Genomic DNA, 18,268 nt, shown 5'->3' on the forward strand with positions numbered 1-18,268 from the left:
TACAGAATGCATTCCCATAAGAATGAAGTGGGCGGGAGATACATGATTGGTTGTGACAGGTCAACACATAATTTTTACCAAAATACACGCATCGCATTGTTTTTGTTACCATTTTCAACAATGGTATTAAATTACCGTCATTTTTTACACTGGAAACTCATCCAATGATTACCCTTTTCGATCTTTCCCACGTTCACACGGTCGTCTAAAAGCACATATATAAGCCCATACGCCTATATTCCGGAGTTTTCATGTACCTGTCGCGTCGCTCAATGATGAACCATGCCGCTGCGGCATCCCTGGCTTTCTCAGGGTTTCCACTACTGGCGTGTGCTCAAAACAGTAGCCGCGCCGACAGTACGGCCACGACCTATGAAAATGAAGTTGAAGGGTATGGGCCACTTATTGAGGATAAATACGGCATTTGCGACCTGCCCGCGGGTTTTACCTATAAAGTCATCAGTGAAGCGGGCGAAACCATGAGCGATGGCCTTGTCGTGCCACACGTCCATGATGGCATGGGCTGCTTTACGCACGGCACAGACACGATTGCCCTCGTCCGCAATCATGAACTGTCGCCAAAGCACCGTAATTTCGGGGCGATCGGTATGAATGGCCGTCTGATCGACAAGCTAGACAGATCAAAAGTCTATGACTTCGAAACCAATGACTACCCGCTTCTGGGCGGTACGACGACGGTTATTTACAATATGAAAACCCGTCAGGTCGAGCAGCAGTTCATGTCCCTCATTGGCACCTCGACCAATTGCGCGGGCGGTCAGACTCCTTGGGGCTCATGGCTAACCTGCGAAGAGACGGTAACCAAAGCTGGCGAAGGGGTCGGCAAGGACCACGGCTATGTCTTTGAGGTCCCATCTGGTCATAAGGGGTTGGTTGAACCGGTACCGATAAAAGCGATGGGCCGCTTCAAACACGAAGCCACCGCCACTGACCCGCGCACCGGTATTATCTATTTGACCGAAGACACCAGCGACGGCGTGTTTTACCGCTATTTACCCAACGACCGCAGGCACTTGCTTAAAGGTGGCAAGCTTCAGGCTTTAGGATTTAAACAGTTTCCCAAAGGCGCGGTCACCTCAAACGTCGGTGAGACCATTTGGAAAGTCGGAGACAGCTTCGATGCGGTCTGGATCGACCTTGATAACGTCGAAAGCCCAGATGATGACCTCCGTGCGCGAGCCTATAAAGCTGGGGCTGCGCAGTTCGTCCGCGGTGAAGGCATCCATTTCGGCGACGGTGAGCTTTATTTCACCGCGACCTCCGGCGGCAAGGCCGAAGCCGGTCAGATCATCCGCTATCGACCCAGCCTGCACGAAGGCCAGACCGGCGAAAAAGACGCACCCGGCAAGGTCACTCTGTTTCTGGAATCGGCCAACGAAAACGTCTTCGACTATGGTGACAACCTGACCATATCAAACGGGGGACACCTGTTCGTGTGCGAAGATCGATACTCTGACAGCCTGCGCAACCACATCCGTATCGTAACGCCGCAGGGCAAGGTCGCGACCTTCGCCCGTAATGTCTTCAAGGAAAACGGCGAATGGGCAGGCGCGTGCTTTTCACCTGACGGATCAACCTTGTTTGTCAACGTGCAGTGGCCGGGATTTACCTTGGCTATCACCGGCCCGTGGCAAAGCTTCAAAGCCTGACATTAAAAAGCCCCGGATAGTCCGGGGCTTTTCTTTATCTTAAGCGGAAATCGCGATCAGCCCTCGCCACTTTCCACATTAAAAGCGTCGCGAGAATAATCAGGCAAACCGCCACGAACTGGTGCATCAGGCCAAAACCAATCTGCGCACCTGTCACCAAAGTCGCGACGCCCAATATCCCCTGAATCCACGCCAGAGTCGCCACCGATGTGGAAATCAGACGAATCTCATCATCCATACATTTCTGAACCAGAATAATGGCATAGGTCGTGATGCCTATGAGCGCGATGTAAGCGACGATACGGTGCATGAACTGAACCATGCCCTGATCGTGGAAGAACACGAAGCCGATGCCTTTGCTCCAGTCAACATAGGGCGCAATGTGGCCATTCATCAGCGGCCAGTCATTATAAACCGTCCCGGCATCGTTACCAGCGACCAACGCCCCCAGCAAACATTGCAGAATAATAACTCCAAACACAAGAGAGGTCGCCACACGCCAGCCCTGCGGAGCGCCTCGCCCCCGCCCCTGCCCGGCCAAGGCTTCACACGCCGTCCATAAAGTCAGCACCAGAATAAGCAGCGCCATGCCTAAATGGATCATCAGCCGTTCCGGCGCGACATCGACACGCTTATCAAGGCCGGATGACACCATCCACCAGCCGATGCCGCCCTGCAGCGCGCCAAGCCCCAAAAGCCCCGCGCAGCGCCAGATAAGACGCCCCGGCACCTCTGACCTTAACAGCAAGATCACAAATGGCACAAAGAACACGACGCCAATCAGCCGACCTAAAAACCGGTGGATCCACTCCCACCAATAGATCCCCTTGAAATCCTCAAGATCCATATGGGCGTTGATCTGACTATATTCAGGAATTTTCTGATATTTCTCAAATTCCTGCTGCCACGCAGCGTCATCGAGCGGCGGTATAGCTCCGGTTACCGGCTTCCATTCTGTAATCGAAAGCCCCGAATCGGTCAGACGCGTCGCTCCGCCGACCAGAATCATCGCCACGACTAAAAATGCCACCGCGAACAGCCACGCTGCCACCAGAGGAGACTTTAAGGGAAGTCGCACGTCTAACGCCTCACATTTGGTAATTTTGCCTCTTATAACTTAAGAGGTCTGTTCAATTCTTTAACCTTACCCGGTATAAATGCGCTAATTAAGACATTTTGTCGGGCACTGAAAAGATTGAGGGATTTGCCCACATGGGCAACCCATTTTCAAGTCCCCTGACCGAGGAAACATGAAAGGCTCCACACATGCGTGCTGAAGACTGGTTAGCAGCGGTTGCCGTTGGTTTCGTCATTAGCTGGATCGCTAATGGTGTAACCAAAAGCCGTTACAGCTTTCTGATAAACGCGTTTGTCGGCGTGTTCGGGTCCATACTGGTCAATATGCTCATCCACACCATGTCGCTTTATCCTGACAGCGTGTTCCTGACGATTAAACTGGGGCTGGCCGGATCTATCGGTTTATTACTGCTGTTCCACATCAGCCGCAGACTGGAGCGTAGATGATCTTTAAGCCTCTAAGCCTTCCGGTTCGCAGACTGATCGCCTGCGCAGGCGTAGTTGTGTTTTTGTGCGTTTATGTGGCTCTGGTATCCAACATCGCCGCACATCTGCCTGAAAACAAACTGATTGAGTTGCTCTATTATGGTCTGGCCGGAATTTTGTGGGGTATTCCTGTGATCCCGATTATAAGCTGGTCTGAGAATTACCAAAAGAAAAACAGGCATTAGGGACGACGCGGCCATGACCACGCCGCCCCCGGAATTACCGGTCAGATATTTTCCAGAACGTATTCAGCCGCAGATACCTTAAATTCACCCGGCGCCTCAACGAACAGTTTTTCGACAACACCATCCTTAGCGATGAGTGCGTAACGCTGTGAGCGAACGCCCATGCCGAACTGGCTACCGTCCATAGTCAGACCAAGCGCCTTAGCGAAGTCACCATTGCCATCGCCCAGCATCAAAATCTCATCACTAATGCCTTGATCCTTAGCCCAGGCCTTCATGACAAAGGCATCATTGACGCTGGTGCAAACGACCGTATCGACGCCCTTGGCCTTAAAAGCGGCGACCTGATCCTTGTAGCCCGGCAAATGCCGCGCCGAGCAGGTCGGGGTGAACGCCCCCGGCACAGCAAACAGGACAACCGTTTTACCGGAGAACACTTCGCTGCCGTTTATCGGTTTTGGGCCATCTTCGGTAGGGGTCGAGAATTTTGTGTCGGGTAAGCTATCGCCGGTTTTGAGGGTCATGATGAAGTCCTTATTGTCATCTTACATAAGACTTGGCCGTATAGGCTGAGTGCCCGCCCGCGCCAAGTCAACAGAATGTGTAATTTCAAATTTTTGAGGTTTTTCAGCTTGAAACTCATCTGTAAATCCCCATCATAATTCTATGAACACCCTCATGCCCCCGCCTTCATCCGATCCGAACTCACTTCAGGGCAACCTGTTGATTGCCATGCCGGGACTTGATGATCCGAACTTCGATCATAGCGTCATCTATATTTGCCAGCACGATGAAGGCTCCGCCATGGGACTTGTGCTCAACCATCCGATCGAAGGGCTGAATTTCGGGCGCATGATGGATGAACTTGGCATTGAAAGCGTTGACACAGACCGGACACGGCAAAAAATTTTCAACGGTGGCCCAGTGCAGAATGATCGCGGTTTTGTGCTGCACAGCCTCGACTACCGCCTTGATGACATAACCCTGTCCTTGACCGGCGGTGATATCAATGAGGCTATGGGCCTCGGTCTGACCGCGACCCGCGATATACTGGTGGATCTGTCAAACGGCAAAGGTCCGCGTGATGCGCTCATTGCCCTTGGATATGCGGGCTGGACCGCAGGCCAGCTTGAAGCCGAAATCCGCCAGAATACCTGGCTGATCGCCCCTGCGGATAAGGCTATTATCTTTGCTCGCGACCCGGCCCGGATGTGGGAAATGGCCATTTCATCGCTCGGTATCTCGCCAGAACACTTAAGCGGACAATCCGGCAGCGCTTAACCCATGGACTACGCCGCAAACACCTGATGGATAACTGTAGCAGGGTCGATTTTAAGCCGCGGGCCGAGAATAGCCGATGCACACCCCTTTTGGCGAACAAGCGCGGTGCCTACCCGGCTCAGATCATCAAGTGTCACATGATCAAGTTCACGCGCCTGCTCATCAATCCCAAACAGTCGCCCATAGGTCAGCAGTTGTGAGGCATAGGCACCGGCCCGCATAGCCGGATTTTCATCATTAAGATAAAGCGACGTCTTAAACTGCGCCTTGGCCCGTTCCAGTTCGCGCTCCAGCGGATTTTCGGCCAGTTCACGCAAAGTTGCCGCAATCAGTTCACACAGGGGTTCAAGATCTGCGGGCAGACAGCCTGCATAGACCCCCACCACGCCGGTATCACGATATTGCGTCGACCACGCGTCAATCGTGTAAGCCAGCCCCCGCGCCTCCCGCGCCGACTGGAACAGGCGCGATGCCATGCCTCCACCCAAAATCTCACAGAACAGCCGCGTCGCAAACAAATCGTCATCAAAACGGCTAACCCCTTCAAACGCCAGAGCCAGATTCACCTGTTCGATCCGGCGCGTCAGATGGCTGTGTAGGCGGGTAAACTGGGCGCGTTCAGGTGTGGTTGTGACACCGGCAGGCATAACCCCATCCAGCACCTTCACCAGCGCCTGATAAGCCGCGTCAGGATCAACCCCGCCAGAGAGACACAAAACCATATTCTGAGGCGCGTATAGGCTTTGGGCAAAGTCACGCAGGCTTTTCACATCTACGGGTTTTAAGCTTTTGACCGTGCCCAAAATCGGGCGCCCCAGACTTTGCTCAGCAAAGCTCGACCTCTGAAGCATATCGAAAACATGGTCATCAGGCGTATCAAAGGCCTCAGATATTTCCTGCCCCACCACCAGCTTTTCACGCTTCAGTTCATCCGGCGCCATGACCGGGCGAAACATCAGATCCGTGACCACTTCCAGCGCCAGCGGCAGCAAATGGTTCAGGCCGCGCACCTCAAAGCGGGTGTGCTCATAGCCTGTCGACGCGTTGATCGTGCCGCCCTGATGCTCGATAACCTCAGCCAGTTCACGCGCATTGCGGGCCCCCGCCCCTTTGAAAACCATATGCTCCAAAAGGTGCGCCCAGCCCGATTGAGCCTCAGTTTCAAACCGTGTCCCGCCATGAATGATGGCGGTTAAGGCAAAGCTTTTCAAACCGGGGATCGGATCACACAGTAATCTTAAGCCATTATCAAATTGGTAGAGCCGGATAGCTGTGCCGGCCAGAACAGACTCACTCATCGGAAATTAAGCGTTCACTTTCTTATATTTTTGGTACAGCACGGCCCCAAACATGGCCAAAAGCGTCCAGGCCAGCCCAAACCAGGTCAAGGCATATTCAAGATGGCGGTTAGACAAGGCCGCCGTCATCGGGCTTTGCACCAGACCGCTGATTTCGAGATCGGACTTTTCCAGATCCATGATCACGAAATAGTCTTCACGCACAGGCATATTCAAGGCCTTGGAAATTTCGCGTGCCGAACGCCAATACCACTCATTTTTTCCCGGTACATTGGACGGCGTCATACCGGCCGGAATAGCATCAAGCTTTCGCAAACGCCCCACAACGGGCGCCATGATCGGCAAGTCCTGCGGCAATGGCACCTCAGAAAAGCCCAGTTCAGTGATGATTTTCCGCTCTGAATCAAAGGGGCAAGTCCCCAGAACGTGATACCCGGACACGCCGTTCAACAGGCCGTGCATATAGATCAGTTTATCCGCCTCAATGAAACAGTTGGTGATAGTGATCTGCCGCCACGACACATCCTGATCCCCGGCAATAACGTCGCGAACCGGTAATGGTGCAATTGTCTGGGTGCGCTCAATTTCAGATTTCAACCCTTGCTTCCAGTGAAGGCGCTGCAATTGCCATACGCCCAATCCATTAAGGCAAAGGAAGGCTATGACAACACAAACCGTCATTATCGGTGGGGCCAGTTTAAATAAAGACCTAACCACCATGAGAACGATCTTTTACCCGGTGTTTGAGTTGGAACGCGATGGTTACCCCTTTCAAGGGGCGCATCAACCCAAGGCTAAGGATCAAAGCCAAGGGCAACCAAATCACCATGTGGACCCAGATGGGCGGTTGATAAGCGAAGTCCGTAATCACAAAACCAAAACAGCAGATAAAGCCTGCGATCAAAATAATGAAGACGACGGGACCGTCACCGGTGTCCGCCGTCTTAAAATTTTGACCGCAATTTTGGCAATCATCGCTGACTTTAAGAAAGCCTGAAAACAGTCTTCCTTTACCACAGACCGGACACTTACCTTTCACGGCCGCGAGGAAATTAACCTCACGACCGCCGGGATTATCGTTCATCAGTGCGCCACGCCAAAGACGACATAGATGAAGGCAAACAGGAACAACCAGACCACATCAACGAAGTGCCAGTACCAGGCCGCAGCCTCGAAGCCGAAATGCTTCTTGGGTGTGAAATCACCGCCCATAAGCCGCAACAAGCACACCGCCAGGAAGATGGTTCCGATCAAAACGTGGAAACCATGGAAACCCGTCGCCATAAAGAATGACGAACCGTAAAGACCGGAATTGGCCGCTTCTTCGTTGAAGAACAGGTGGTGCTCAATGATGTGATGATATTCATATGCCTGAACGCCCGTAAAGATCGCGCCAAGGATCACAGTCAGCAAAAGACCGAGCTTGGCATCCTTACGATTGCCGACCTGAAGGGCATGGTGCGCCCAGGTAACCGTGGTGCCCGACAGCAACAAAATAAGTGTGTTCAGTAGCGGCAAATGCCAGGCGCTGACCAGTTCGACACCGTGCGGCGGCCAGTTTGACCACGCCGTGCGCACTTCTTCGATGGCCGAGGCTTCGGAGGCGCGGTGGCTGCCGAACAGAGCCATTTCAAAGAAAATCCAGAACCATGCCACGAAGAACATAACTTCGGACGCGATGAACATGATCATACCGTAGCGCAAACCCAGTTGCACCACAGGGGTATGGTCGCCGCCCTTGGATTCCTTGATGACATCGCGCCACCAGCCGAACATCGAATACAGGATGCCGACAAAACCTATGGCGAAGACGTACCAGGTGCCCTTTTCAAGTCCGAAAAGGCCCTTTAGCCAGATGACCAGGCCCACAAACATCAGCGTTACAAACGCCGATGACACCAGCGGCCATGGGCTGGGGTTAATGATATGATAGTCGTGCTTTGCGCCGTGAGCCATTTCCGTCCAACTCTTCGTTTGCGCCCCCCTGTTGTGGGCTGGCCTTAATTTCAGGTCTCGTCAAATGCGAAACTGTCGCTAATCCCGTTTATGCCAAATCGTTCGTAAACACAATGCAAAGACCCGGCTTAAAGCAGGGTTTTTAGGCTAGTTCCCGGCCTCTTTGACCGGGAAAAACGTGTACGATAAGGTCACATCGGTCGTTCCCTTGGCATCGATATCACCGATCATTTCCGGATCGAGATAATAAACCATCGGAAATTCTTTTTCCTCACCCGCTTTAAAAGTCTGTTCGGTGAAACAAAAGCATTCCAGCTTCATGAAATAGCCGCCCATAGCTTCGGGCAGAACATTATAGCTGGCCTGTGCGCGAATCGGCTGGTCTGACAGATTTTTAACCTTGAAATAGGCCATGGCGGTCTTACCGACCTGAACATCCTGATACGGCTGTTCAGGTTTAAATTGAAACTCGACATTATTGACATTGGTGTCGAAGCGAACGCGGATGACCTTATCCAGTACCACATTGGAGGCCTTAACCGCTTTTTGCGTGGTGCCATTAAAACCCGTCACCTGACAAAAAAGCCGGTAGAGCGGCACGGAAGCATAGGCCGCCCCGATCATAACCACGAAAAGACCGGCACACATCAGGCCTATTTTCTGGTTCTTACTGAGTCGTGAGGTGCCTTTGGCCATGGTCAATGTCCTGCCGCCACACCTTCCGCCATGCGGACCAGAGATACGATAAACACTAATATAACGAAGGCTCCCAAAGATAAGCCAATGGCCAGATTGCGCTTCTTTTGCGCCGCCAGATACGCTTTTTTGTCGTCATCATGATCAGCCATGGCTAAAGCCCCATAAAAATGTGCTCACCCAACAACGTCGCAAACAACGCCGTCAGATAGAGAATTGAAAACGCAAACAGATCGCGGGCGGGCTTGGCTTCACGCTTCACGTCATAAAGCGAAGCCTCACCACCTTCAGGATGATCACCGGCCCGCGACAAAAAGACCTTGACCGCCAGATAGATGAAAAACGCGCCGCCTAAAACCGATACGGCGACATAGGTAGGCCCGCCCATATTGTAGGCAATCGGCAAGCACGCCACGGGCGCCATAATCAGGCTGTAGATCAGGATTTGCAATCGCGTTGACGTGGCACCCCTGGCTACCGGCATCATCGGGATACCGGCATTTTTATAGTCTTCGGTCGTATAAAGCGCCAAGGCCCAGCTATGGGGCGGGGTCCACAAGAATATAATAGCAAACAATATCCACGCCTCAACCGGTGCGTTGCCGGTGGCTGCCGCCCACCCGATCACCGGAGGGAACGCACCCGCCGCCCCACCGATGACGATGTTCTGCGGCGTGCGGCGCTTAAGGATCATTGTGTATAAAACCACATAATAAACAATGGTCAGCGCCAACAGACCTGCCGCGACAAGATTGATACTCAGCGCCATCATGAAAACAGACAGGAACGACAACACCCCGGCAAAGGCCATGGCATCCTGACGCGACACACGTCCAGCCGCTACGGGCCGCCCGCGGGTGCGGCGCATCAGCGCATCGGTTTCATGCTCCAGCGCCATATTGAACGCTCCGGCAGCCCCCGCCCCCAAGGCAATGCATAACACGGCCACAAAGGCGATCAGCGGATTGATGCTGGTCGGGGCCACTACAACGCCTGTAAAGCCCGTAAACACCACCAAGGACATGACACGCGGCTTCAAAAGCTGAAAATAATCATTCGGTGATCCGCGTAAGGCACGCGAGCCATAGACACCCTCAAGCTCTGGCTTATCCGACGATTTGGGTTTGGGTGACGTCATGTGTGAAATTTCAACCGACACAGTATTTTCCAATGGGCTTTAATGAACTTAGGGGGCGAAGACGCATAGCCCTCACCCCCTATATTGTCGTCAAGGCTAACTGCCCGGATCAGTGATGATCATCTTCCTTGATCACCGGCAGTTCCTCGAACTGGTGATACGGTGGCGGCGACGACAGGGTCCACTCCAATGTCGTTGCCCCCTCACCCCACGGGTTAGCGTCAGCCTTGCGGCGGCGCACCACGGCTTCGACCAGCATAACCAGGAACACCAGAACGCCAACCACCGTAATGGCATAACCGATCGAAGAGACTAGGTTCCAGTAGGCGTAACCTTCGGGGTAATCAACATAACGGCGCGGCATACCTTGCAGCCCCAGGAAATGCTGCGGGAAGAAGACAATGTTCACGCCAATGAACATGATCCAGAAGTGCAGCCCACCGAGGAAACCATTGTACTTGATGCCGAACATCTTCTCGAACCAGTAATAGAACCCGGCGAAGATCGCAAACACAGCCCCCAGCGACAGAACGTAGTGGAAGTGCGCCACCACATAATAGGTATCATGCAGCGAATAATCGATCCCGGCATTTGACAGGACTACCCCGGTCACACCGCCTACGGTGAACAGGAAGATGAAGCCGATGGCCCACAGCATAGGGACCTTGAAGTCAATCGAGCCGCCCCACATGGTCGCGATCCACGAGAAAATCTTCACCCCAGTTGGCACGGCGATGACCATGGTGGCCATCACGAAATACGACCGAAGCTGGATACCCATGCCGACCGTATACATGTGGTGCGCCCACACGATGAAGCCAACGAAACCGATAGCCACCATAGCATAGGCCATCGCCAGATAGCCAAACACTGGCTTGCGTGAGAAGGTCGAGACGATGTGGCTGATGATACCAAAGCCCGGCAGGATAAGAATATACACTTCCGGGTGACCGAAGAACCAAAACAGGTGCTGGTACATGACCGGATCACCGCCACCGGCCGGATCGAAGAAGGACGTACCAAAGTTACGGTCGGTCAGCAGCATGGTAATGGCACCCGCCAGAACCGGCAGCGACAGCAACAGCAGGAAGGCCGTGACCAGTATCGACCATGCAAACAGTGGCATACGGTGCAGGGTCATGCCCGGCGCGCGCATGTTAAAGATAGTCGTAATGAAGTTAATGGCCCCAAGGATCGAAGATGCCCCTGCGACGTGCAGCGCAAAAATCGCCAGATCCATAGCCTGACCCGGGTGCCCCGTCTTACCTGACAGCGGCGGATACATGGTCCAGCCACCACCAAAGCCGTTCTGACCGGCACCGGGGCCGCCCGGAACAAACATCGACAGACACAGCAATATCCAGGCTGACACCAAAAGCCAGAATGAAATATTGTTCAGGCGCGGGAACGCCATATCCGGCGCACCGATCATGATCGGCACGAACCAGTTGCCAAAGCCACCCACCATGGCTGGCATAACCATGAAGAAGATCATGATGATGGCGTGAGCCGTTACAACCGCGTTGTAACCGTGCTTGCCTTCGAAGATGCCCAGCGCATCCAGCATTGAGCCTTCGACGAATACCTGAAGACCGGGTTGGGCCAATTCCCAGCGGATCAACCCCGACAGCGCACCACCAACAAGGCCCGCCATAATGGCAAACAACAGGTAAAGGGTACCGATATCTTTGTGGTTCGTCGATAAGAACCAGCGGGCAAAAAAGCCCGGTTTGTGATCGTGATCAGCGTGATGATCATGAGCGACAGCGTCATGAGAAGCCATGGTCGTCTCTCTTCCCTATATACTATTGGGCCGGCGTGGCGGCCGGAGCGGCAGCCGTCGCAGCATCGGCAGGAGTTTCGGCGGCAGCCGTCGGTGCGGTTTCGGTCGCAGGTGCTGTGGCCGAAGCGGTTTCAGCCGCTGCGGCATCTGCTGCCGCTTTGGCTGCATCCGCCGCAGCCTGAGCCTGGACCGCGCGTGCTTCTGTGGCGAGCATGGCCTTAGTCTTTCCGCCCGCCTTGATGATGTAGTCATCAAACTCGGCATCAGTCACGACCTTGATCTCAATCGGCATATAGGCATGGTCAACGCCGCACAGCTCAGAACACTGCCCGTAATAGGTGCCGACTTTTTCCGCCTTGAACCAAGTATCGTTCAGCCGCCCCGGAATTGCATCAGTTTTCAAACCAAAGGCCGGAAGTGCAAAGGCGTGAATAACGTCAAAGGCGGTGACCTTAACATGCACAACCTTACCTACCGGCACGACCAACGCATTATCGGCGGCGAGCAGATAAGGTTTACCCGCCTTCTTGGCGTCCTCTTCGGTCAGAACACGCGATTCGACGCCTTCAACGCCCAGTTCAGGATAGTCGTACGCCCAGTACCACTGAAACCCGGTCGCCTTAACCACCACATCCGGTTTTGGCATGTCATGATATTTGCGAAGCAGGGAGAATGAGAAAAACGCGATAAACACGAGGATCAGAACCGGCACAACCGTCCAGATAATTTCAACGACCGTATTATGCGAAAACTTGGCCGGAACCGGATTGGATTTGCGATTGTAGCGCACAGCAATCCAGATCAGCAGCGCCAGAACCAACAGCGTGATGGCTGTGATGATAGGCATCAGAATTACGTCATGGAAGAAAATAGCATCGTGCTTGAGCGGTGCCGCCGCGGGCTGCAAATCAATAGCGCCGTCAGTCGGCTGCCCCAGCGTATCAGCGGCAAACGCCGATATAGCCGTCATCCCCGACAGCATAGCCATACCAGCCAGGATGGACGAAGTCTTAATCAGCCTTCGGAAGCCCATTCGCGAATTCCTCATCAATTGTGACCGAAAAGGCACCTAAGCGTCTTTTCCCTGCCGAATCTTTATAAACCTTATCAGTTCTTTGAGAAGCGCCCAACCCTGTGAATTATGCGCTTCCGGGCCATCAGGTGCAGAGCCTATCCGTCCATCCGGACAAATTGTCCCACCATCCGCCATCGGTTCCCATAATGAATTAAATGAAGGTTGCAAAGACCAAAAAGCCAATTCCTTATGCGAACTAAGGATATTTCTGGAAAACAGGCCTAAGAGGCTCCATATGGAGCCATAAAGCTCCGCACCGCCTGCGCGGTTTTGTCACACCGTGATCCCGATTAATTTCCAACCTGTGATAAAACTGAATCGGCCCGTAGCCTAAGCCAACATTCATGCTTAAGTTAGTGACATGCGTTTTTTCAGGATTATCTCGTGACCGTATCCGCCGAACCCGTCTTAAATGTCTCAACATCCGCCGGTAAAGGCGCCGATCTCAGTAATCTGGATATTCACGCAGCACGGGGGGTACTGGATCAAGCCCTTACCGGCGCTGATGATGGTGAAATTTTCTTTGAAACGCGTGAAAGCGAATCGCTTGTTTTCGATGATGGCCGGTTGAAATCGTCGTCATATAATGCGGATCAGGGCTTCGGTTTGCGCGTAGTTTCTGGCCAGACCGTTGGATTTGCCAACAGCGCTGAGCTTAGCCTTGAAGCCCTCAAACGCGCTGCCGAGGCCGCATCACTGGCCAAATACGGCAAGGCCGTGAATATCGCTTTGGCCTCTGAAAATCCACGCCGCACCAATCAGGCCCGATATAAGGCGGTTGACCCCTTATCGGAAATGTCATTTGCCGATAAAATCGAGCTTTTGAAAGCAATTGACGCCTATGCGCGCGATAAAAACCCAAATGTCGTTCAGGTGTCCGCCAGTCTGGCGGCTGAAAAACGCGCCATAACTATTTTGCGTGCCCAAGGTGAGATCTATCATGATTATCGTCCGCTCATTCGCATAAGCGTCGGGGTATCGGTCGAGGCCAATGGCAAACGCGAAAGCGCTTCCTCCGGCGGTGGCGGCCGCTACAGCCTGTTTGAGATCACCTCGCCTGAACACTGGCAGGCTCAGGTCGATGAAGCCCTGCGGCAAGCCCTTGTCAATCTTGACGCCACACCGGCACCGACCGGGGAAATGGATATCGTGCTAGGTAATGGCTGGCCGGGAGTCCTGCTGCACGAAGCCGTGGGACATGGCCTTGAGGGCGATTTCAACCGCAAAGGCACATCCGCGTTTTCCGGCAAGATGGGCCAGCAGGTCGCCGCCAAAGGTGTTACCGTCGTAGATGACGGCACTATTGCCGATGCCCGCGGCTCACTCAATATTGACGATGAAGGCACACCGACATCAAGAACCACGCTGATCGAAGATGGTATACTGGTTGGCTACATGCATGACCGCCTGTCGGCACGGCAAATGAGCGTGGACGCCACCGGCAACGGCAGGCGTCAATCCTATGCCCACCAGCCCTTGCCCCGTATGACCAACACCTTCATGACGGCGGGCAAAGATAGCCGCGCCGATATGATCGCTTCGACCAAAAACGGCCTTTATGCCGTGAATTTCAGCGGCGGGCAGGTCGATATCACCAATGGCAAGTTCGTGTTCCAATGCACCGAAGCCTATCTCATTGAAGACGGCAAGGTCACACGTCCGGTTAAGGGTGCCAGTTTGATCGGCGACGGTCCCGCCGCCATGCGCCAGATCGAGATGGTAGGCAACGACTTTGCCTTCGACCCCGGCGTCGGCACCTGTGGCAAGGCGGGGCAGAGCGTTCCAGTCGGCATTGGCCAGCCGTCACTCAAGATCAGAGGCCTGACGGTCGGCGGCACACGATAAACCGCCTCCGAATCAGTTATAAAGCCGTCATGCCCGATTTAAGTTTTGAATCCCAACTCAGTGGATATGTGTGCGGCGTCGATGAAGCCGGACGCGGCCCGTGCGCAGGCCCCCTATGCGTGGCCGCCGTTATTCTGGATCGTAACAATATTCCAGATATGATTAGGGATTCCAAAAAATTATCTGAATCTCATCGCTTTAAACTTGAGCCGTTGATCAAACAGAGCGCCATCGCCTGGAGCGTAGTTGAAGTCTCATGTGAACAGATTGATGCCATGAACATTCTTCAGGCAACGATGTGGGGCATGACTGCAGCGGTCATCAGATTATCGGTTACAGCCCACCATGCCCTTATTGATGGCAACAAAGCGCCAAAACTAAACATTCCGTCCCACCCGATCGTCAAAGGCGATGATCGCTCATTGTCGATTGCCGCCGCCTCCATCCTTGCCAAGACCGCCCGCGATCGCATTATGATTGAGATGGACTCTATCTATCCGGTTTACGGCTTTAAGAAACATAAAGGCTATCAGGCCGAGGCACATTTAGAGGCTATCCGTTTGCATGGTCCCTCGCCCATCCATCGCCGGTCATGGGCCACCGTCCGCAATCTGGCAACAAGCGCCCCCTAAAAGAACAAAACGAATCCAAAAGTGAGTCTTTTAAGACTCACTCACATAAAAATGATTCGCCCGATTCTCCACGAGTCAAGTTTTTACTTTTTGTTAACCGCAAGAGACTCTATTCCTTTGGATTCAGGGCGTTACATAGGCGCCCTCATTTGAACCTGTAAGGATTTTCTGATGTCACGGCTGGTTTCGCAAAAAGCACTTACCGACAAGAACAATGTCGCTCTGGAACTTGACACCATCCATGTGGGCGAGTGCGTGAACATTCTCAAAAGCCTGCCTGATAAATCTGTTGACTTGGTCTTTGCCGACCCACCCTACAACCTTCAACTGGGCGGCGATCTTCTGCGTCCTGACAATTCCAAGGTTGATGCGGTTGATGATGAATGGGATCAGTTTGCCTCATTCGAAGCCTATGATAAATTCACACGCGAATGGATGCGGGAATGCCAGCGCGTTCTGAAAGATGATGGCGCGATCTGGGTTATCGGCTCCTATCACAATGTCTTCCGTCTGGGTGTCGCTCTGCAGGACTTAGGGTTCTGGGTCATGAACGATGTCATCTGGCGCAAGTCCAACCCAATGCCAAACTTCAAGGGCACCCGCTTCACCAACGCCCATGAGACCCTGATCTGGGCCACAAAATCCAAGGGCCAAAAGCGCTACACCTTCAATTATGACGCCCTCAAAGCCTTTAACGAAGACACGCAAATGCGCTCGGACTGGAACATCCCACTATGCACAGGCGATGAGCGTCTGAAGGACGAAAACGGCGTAAAAGCCCATCCGACCCAAAAGCCTGAAGCCTTATTGTACCGCGTCCTGCTGTCGTGCTCTAAGCCCGGCCATGTCGTCCTTGATCCCTTCTTCGGCACCGGAACAACCGGTGCTGCTGCCAAGCGTTTGGGCCGACACTTCATCGGCATCGAGCGCGACACCAATTACGCCAAACACGCCCTTGAACGGATAAACAAAGTTATCCGCGTCAGTGAAAGCGATCTAGCCGTTATGGGGTCTAAAAAATCTGAACCGCGCGTGCCGTTCGGCGCCCTGGTGGAGGCGGGCCTGCTCAATGCTGGCGACACACTTTATTGCCCCAAGGGCCAAAAGACCGCCCGTATTCGCGCCGATGGTTCACTGGTGCACGGCGAGCTTTCGGGTTCAATCCATAAGCTTGGGGCTATGCTGGAGCAATCACCGGCCTGCAATGGCTGGACGTACTGGCGGTTTAAATCGGATGCTGGATTAAAGCCGATCGACGATCTGCGCTCCCGCATACGGGCTGATATGAACTAATTTCAGACCAGTGATGGTATAAACTTCAAAGCCTTGTCGAACACCGTCGGCAGGGCTTTTTTGTCATCAAAGCTAAGATATTGATACTGATTATGTCGGCGCAGAAAATCCGTTAGTTGCAGCGCGGTTATACGCTGAAGCCACACATCCTGAGTTAACCTGAAATGGGTAAAGACATGGTCGTAGCGGCCAATTAATTTAGCCTCACCGGAAATCAATAATTGATTTTTACTCTCAACATCCGCCCATACCTTATCCCGCCAATCCAGATGAGGTAGCCCCAACATCCCCCCAAGCAAGCCTTTATCGGGTCGGCGTTCAACAATAAAACCCTCGTCAGAAACAATCAAAAACACCACGCCATAGCGATGAGGCTTGGGTATTTTTGACAACCTGACCGGATAGTTTTCGGGGCGGTTCAGATGGTGGGCTTGGCAACCTTCACTCATGGGACATTCGGCACATTTTGGCGTCTTGGGCCGACAGACGCTAGATGCCAAATCCATCAGGGCTTGCGGCCAGTCAGAGGCCCGATCAGCACGAACCCATTGCGCGGCCAAAGCTTTTAAAGCAGGTTTTGACCCTGGCACCGGCTCATCGACCGCATAGATTCGGCTCATGATCCGCTCAATATTACCATCAACGACATTGGCAGGTTTATCGAATGCAAAAGCGGCCACGGCTGCCGCTGTATAGGGGCCAAAACTGGGAATTTTCAGCAAGCTTATCTCGTCACTCGGAAACACCCCCTGATGCTGGCTGACGACCATGCGCGCCCCTTTCAGCAGGTTGCGAGCCCTTGAATAATAGCCAAGGCCCGCCCACGCGGCCATGACCTCGCCATCCTCTGCGGTTGCCAGATCCTGAACCGTTGGCCAGCGCTTTAGAAAGGCTTCATAATAAGGCGTAGCGTGTGGCACTGTAGTCTGCTGCAACATAACCTCAGACAGCCACACCCGATAAGGATCAATAATTGATTCACTACCCGGTGCCCGCCGCCACGGTAGTGACCGCGCATGGTCATCGTACCAGTCGAGCAATTTTGAACGTAATCGCGAGACATCATCTGCAGACAGGTTTATAACAGTTGTCATGAAGCGTACCTTGCCATCCCTTGAAGACGCGGTAGCCATTTTGCGCGCCACACGCACCAAGCGCATGCCTAAACCACCGCCGCCGCCTGTCAACCGTCAGATCACGCCCCTGCTCAAGAGCCTGAGTGCGCGCTTTGAGGCTTATGACACAGGGGCCGGTCGGCTGAAAAACCGCTGGCCTGAGATTGTCGGTGAGTCACTGGCCAAATTGTCCGAGCCCGTAAAAATCATATCAGGTCGCCCTGCGGCCAAACCGACAGCGCGCGGAAGCCTGTCAAAAAATGCACCCACGCCTGCCAATACTAAAAGCGTTGGTATACTGGAGATACGCTGCGAAGGCGCTTATGCATCAATACTTCAGCACCAGCAGGATTTGATTATGTCCCGCGTCAATCTGTTTCTTGGGGCAGGTTCTGTGGGCCGCCTGCGCATCGTGCAAGGACAGGTGAGCCACACCACCCGGCAAGCCACAGCAACGGTTCAGTCACGGCCCTTGAATGCCGAGCAGGAACTGGCCCTGCAAAACAGCCTTAAGGATGTCGGTGATGACCGCTTACGGCAGACATTGCTCAAGCTGGGCCGTTCTGTGATCGCCAGAGATAATGCCCGCACAAAGGCTCCGGAGCGATCACCGAAAACGTAAACCACCTCTTGCTCAGGCCATAATCTCGCCTTACACACGATTGAAGAATTTAACACCGCTGCGCGGAATCAGATATGATTTCGGAGCTTTGCGATTTAACGCCCATTATCACACTT

General features: G+C 53.4%; 20 protein-coding genes. 8 read left to right on the plus strand and 12 right to left on the minus strand.

The window, feature by feature from the left end; all coding sequences use genetic code 11:
• Window positions 1-251: 251 nt before the first annotated feature.
• Window positions 252-1,670, plus strand: coding sequence for an alkaline phosphatase PhoX (locus OVA03_RS03550; RefSeq protein WP_267526807.1), 1,419 nt, complete (start codon window positions 252-254; stop codon window positions 1,668-1,670).
• Between the two features lie 34 nt (window positions 1,671-1,704).
• Here the strand turns inward: OVA03_RS03550 and OVA03_RS03555 are convergent, their stop codons facing one another.
• Entirely contained in the window at window positions 1,705-2,748 is a 1,044-nt protein-coding gene (locus OVA03_RS03555; RefSeq protein WP_267526808.1) for a COX15/CtaA family protein, read from the minus strand.
• Between the two features lie 188 nt (window positions 2,749-2,936).
• On the opposite strand from OVA03_RS03555, the gene OVA03_RS03560 reads away from it, so the two are divergent.
• Complete coding sequence (locus OVA03_RS03560; protein ID WP_267526809.1) at window positions 2,937-3,194, plus strand: transglycosylase; 258 nt, start codon at window positions 2,937-2,939, stop codon at window positions 3,192-3,194.
• On the plus strand, window positions 3,191-3,418 hold the full coding sequence (locus OVA03_RS03565; protein WP_267526810.1) for a DUF2842 domain-containing protein: 228 nt from the start codon (window positions 3,191-3,193) through the stop codon (window positions 3,416-3,418). Before OVA03_RS03560 ends, OVA03_RS03565 begins: the two co-directional genes overlap by 4 nt.
• A 41-nt stretch (window positions 3,419-3,459) precedes the next feature.
• Here the strand turns inward: OVA03_RS03565 and OVA03_RS03570 are convergent, their stop codons facing one another.
• Window positions 3,460-3,942 carry a peroxiredoxin gene (locus OVA03_RS03570; RefSeq protein ID WP_267526811.1) on the minus strand — a complete coding sequence of 161 codons (483 nt, stop codon included), beginning with the start codon at window positions 3,940-3,942 and terminating at the stop codon, window positions 3,460-3,462.
• Window positions 3,943-4,096: 154 nt separating this feature from the next.
• Here OVA03_RS03570 and OVA03_RS03575 point away from each other — a divergent pair, with 154 nt between their 5' ends.
• The gene (locus tag OVA03_RS03575) at window positions 4,097-4,699 is read left to right on the plus strand and encodes a YqgE/AlgH family protein (RefSeq protein ID WP_267526812.1); all 603 of its coding nucleotides are present in this window, start codon (window positions 4,097-4,099) and stop codon (window positions 4,697-4,699) included.
• Between the two features lie 8 nt (window positions 4,700-4,707).
• On the opposite strand, the gene OVA03_RS03580 is transcribed toward OVA03_RS03575, so the two are convergent.
• From OVA03_RS03580 to coxB, 9 genes are all read right to left on the minus strand, one after another.
• Window positions 4,708-5,997, minus strand: a complete 1,290-nt coding sequence (locus tag OVA03_RS03580) for a M16 family metallopeptidase (RefSeq protein WP_267526813.1) — start codon at window positions 5,995-5,997, stop codon at window positions 4,708-4,710.
• A gap of 6 nt (window positions 5,998-6,003) precedes the next feature.
• Window positions 6,004-6,717, minus strand: a complete 714-nt coding sequence (locus tag OVA03_RS03585) for an SURF1 family protein (RefSeq protein WP_324291027.1) — start codon at window positions 6,715-6,717, stop codon at window positions 6,004-6,006.
• The gene (locus tag OVA03_RS03590; protein ID WP_267526815.1) at window positions 6,707-7,081 is read right to left on the minus strand and encodes a DUF983 domain-containing protein; all 375 of its coding nucleotides are present in this window, start codon (window positions 7,079-7,081) and stop codon (window positions 6,707-6,709) included. The genes OVA03_RS03585 and OVA03_RS03590 overlap by 11 nt, the downstream gene beginning before the upstream one ends.
• Entirely contained in the window at window positions 7,081-7,953 is an 873-nt protein-coding gene (locus tag OVA03_RS03595; protein WP_189486923.1) for a cytochrome c oxidase subunit 3, read from the minus strand. The genes OVA03_RS03590 and OVA03_RS03595 overlap by 1 nt, the downstream gene beginning before the upstream one ends.
• A gap of 147 nt (window positions 7,954-8,100) precedes the next feature.
• A complete protein-coding gene (locus OVA03_RS03600; protein ID WP_267526816.1) occupies window positions 8,101-8,649 on the minus strand; it encodes a cytochrome c oxidase assembly protein in 549 nt (182 codons plus the stop codon).
• 2 nt (window positions 8,650-8,651) lie between these two features.
• Window positions 8,652-8,801 (minus strand): hypothetical protein, encoded by a 150-nt coding sequence (locus OVA03_RS03605; protein ID WP_267526817.1) that lies wholly within the window; start codon window positions 8,799-8,801, stop codon window positions 8,652-8,654.
• Window positions 8,802-8,803: 2 nt separating this feature from the next.
• Entirely contained in the window at window positions 8,804-9,787 is a 984-nt protein-coding gene (gene cyoE / locus OVA03_RS03610; protein WP_267526818.1) for a heme o synthase, read from the minus strand.
• 109 nt (window positions 9,788-9,896) lie between these two features.
• On the minus strand, window positions 9,897-11,570 hold the full coding sequence (gene ctaD, locus OVA03_RS03615; RefSeq protein ID WP_267526819.1) for a cytochrome c oxidase subunit I: 1,674 nt from the start codon (window positions 11,568-11,570) through the stop codon (window positions 9,897-9,899).
• A 22-nt stretch (window positions 11,571-11,592) separates the two neighbouring features.
• Window positions 11,593-12,603 (minus strand): cytochrome c oxidase subunit II, encoded by a 1,011-nt coding sequence (gene coxB / locus OVA03_RS03620; RefSeq protein ID WP_267526820.1) that lies wholly within the window; start codon window positions 12,601-12,603, stop codon window positions 11,593-11,595.
• A gap of 495 nt (window positions 12,604-13,098) precedes the next feature.
• Between coxB and tldD the strand changes: the two genes are divergently transcribed.
• The 3 genes from tldD (at window position 13,099) to OVA03_RS03635 (ending at window position 16,415) form a co-directional block, all read left to right on the plus strand.
• A complete protein-coding gene (tldD, locus tag OVA03_RS03625) occupies window positions 13,099-14,490 on the plus strand; it encodes a metalloprotease TldD (protein ID WP_267527773.1) in 1,392 nt (463 codons plus the stop codon).
• A gap of 29 nt (window positions 14,491-14,519) precedes the next feature.
• Window positions 14,520-15,122 carry a ribonuclease HII gene (locus tag OVA03_RS03630; RefSeq protein WP_267526821.1) on the plus strand — a complete coding sequence of 201 codons (603 nt, stop codon included), beginning with the start codon at window positions 14,520-14,522 and terminating at the stop codon, window positions 15,120-15,122.
• A gap of 171 nt (window positions 15,123-15,293) precedes the next feature.
• A complete protein-coding gene (locus OVA03_RS03635; RefSeq protein ID WP_267526822.1) occupies window positions 15,294-16,415 on the plus strand; it encodes a site-specific DNA-methyltransferase in 1,122 nt (373 codons plus the stop codon).
• A 2-nt stretch (window positions 16,416-16,417) separates the two neighbouring features.
• Here the strand turns inward: OVA03_RS03635 and mutY are convergent, their stop codons facing one another.
• A complete protein-coding gene (gene mutY / locus OVA03_RS03640) occupies window positions 16,418-17,602 on the minus strand; it encodes an A/G-specific adenine glycosylase (RefSeq protein ID WP_267526823.1) in 1,185 nt (394 codons plus the stop codon).
• On the opposite strand from mutY, the gene OVA03_RS03645 reads away from it, so the two are divergent.
• The gene (locus OVA03_RS03645; RefSeq protein WP_267526824.1) at window positions 17,574-18,152 is read left to right on the plus strand and encodes a DUF721 domain-containing protein; all 579 of its coding nucleotides are present in this window, start codon (window positions 17,574-17,576) and stop codon (window positions 18,150-18,152) included. The two genes, mutY and OVA03_RS03645, sit on opposite strands and share 29 nt — an antisense overlap.
• The last annotated feature ends 116 nt before the right edge of the window (window positions 18,153-18,268 follow it).

The sequence above is a fragment of the Asticcacaulis sp. SL142 genome, assembly GCF_026625745.1.
Lineage (GTDB): Bacteria > Pseudomonadota > Alphaproteobacteria > Caulobacterales > Caulobacteraceae > Asticcacaulis.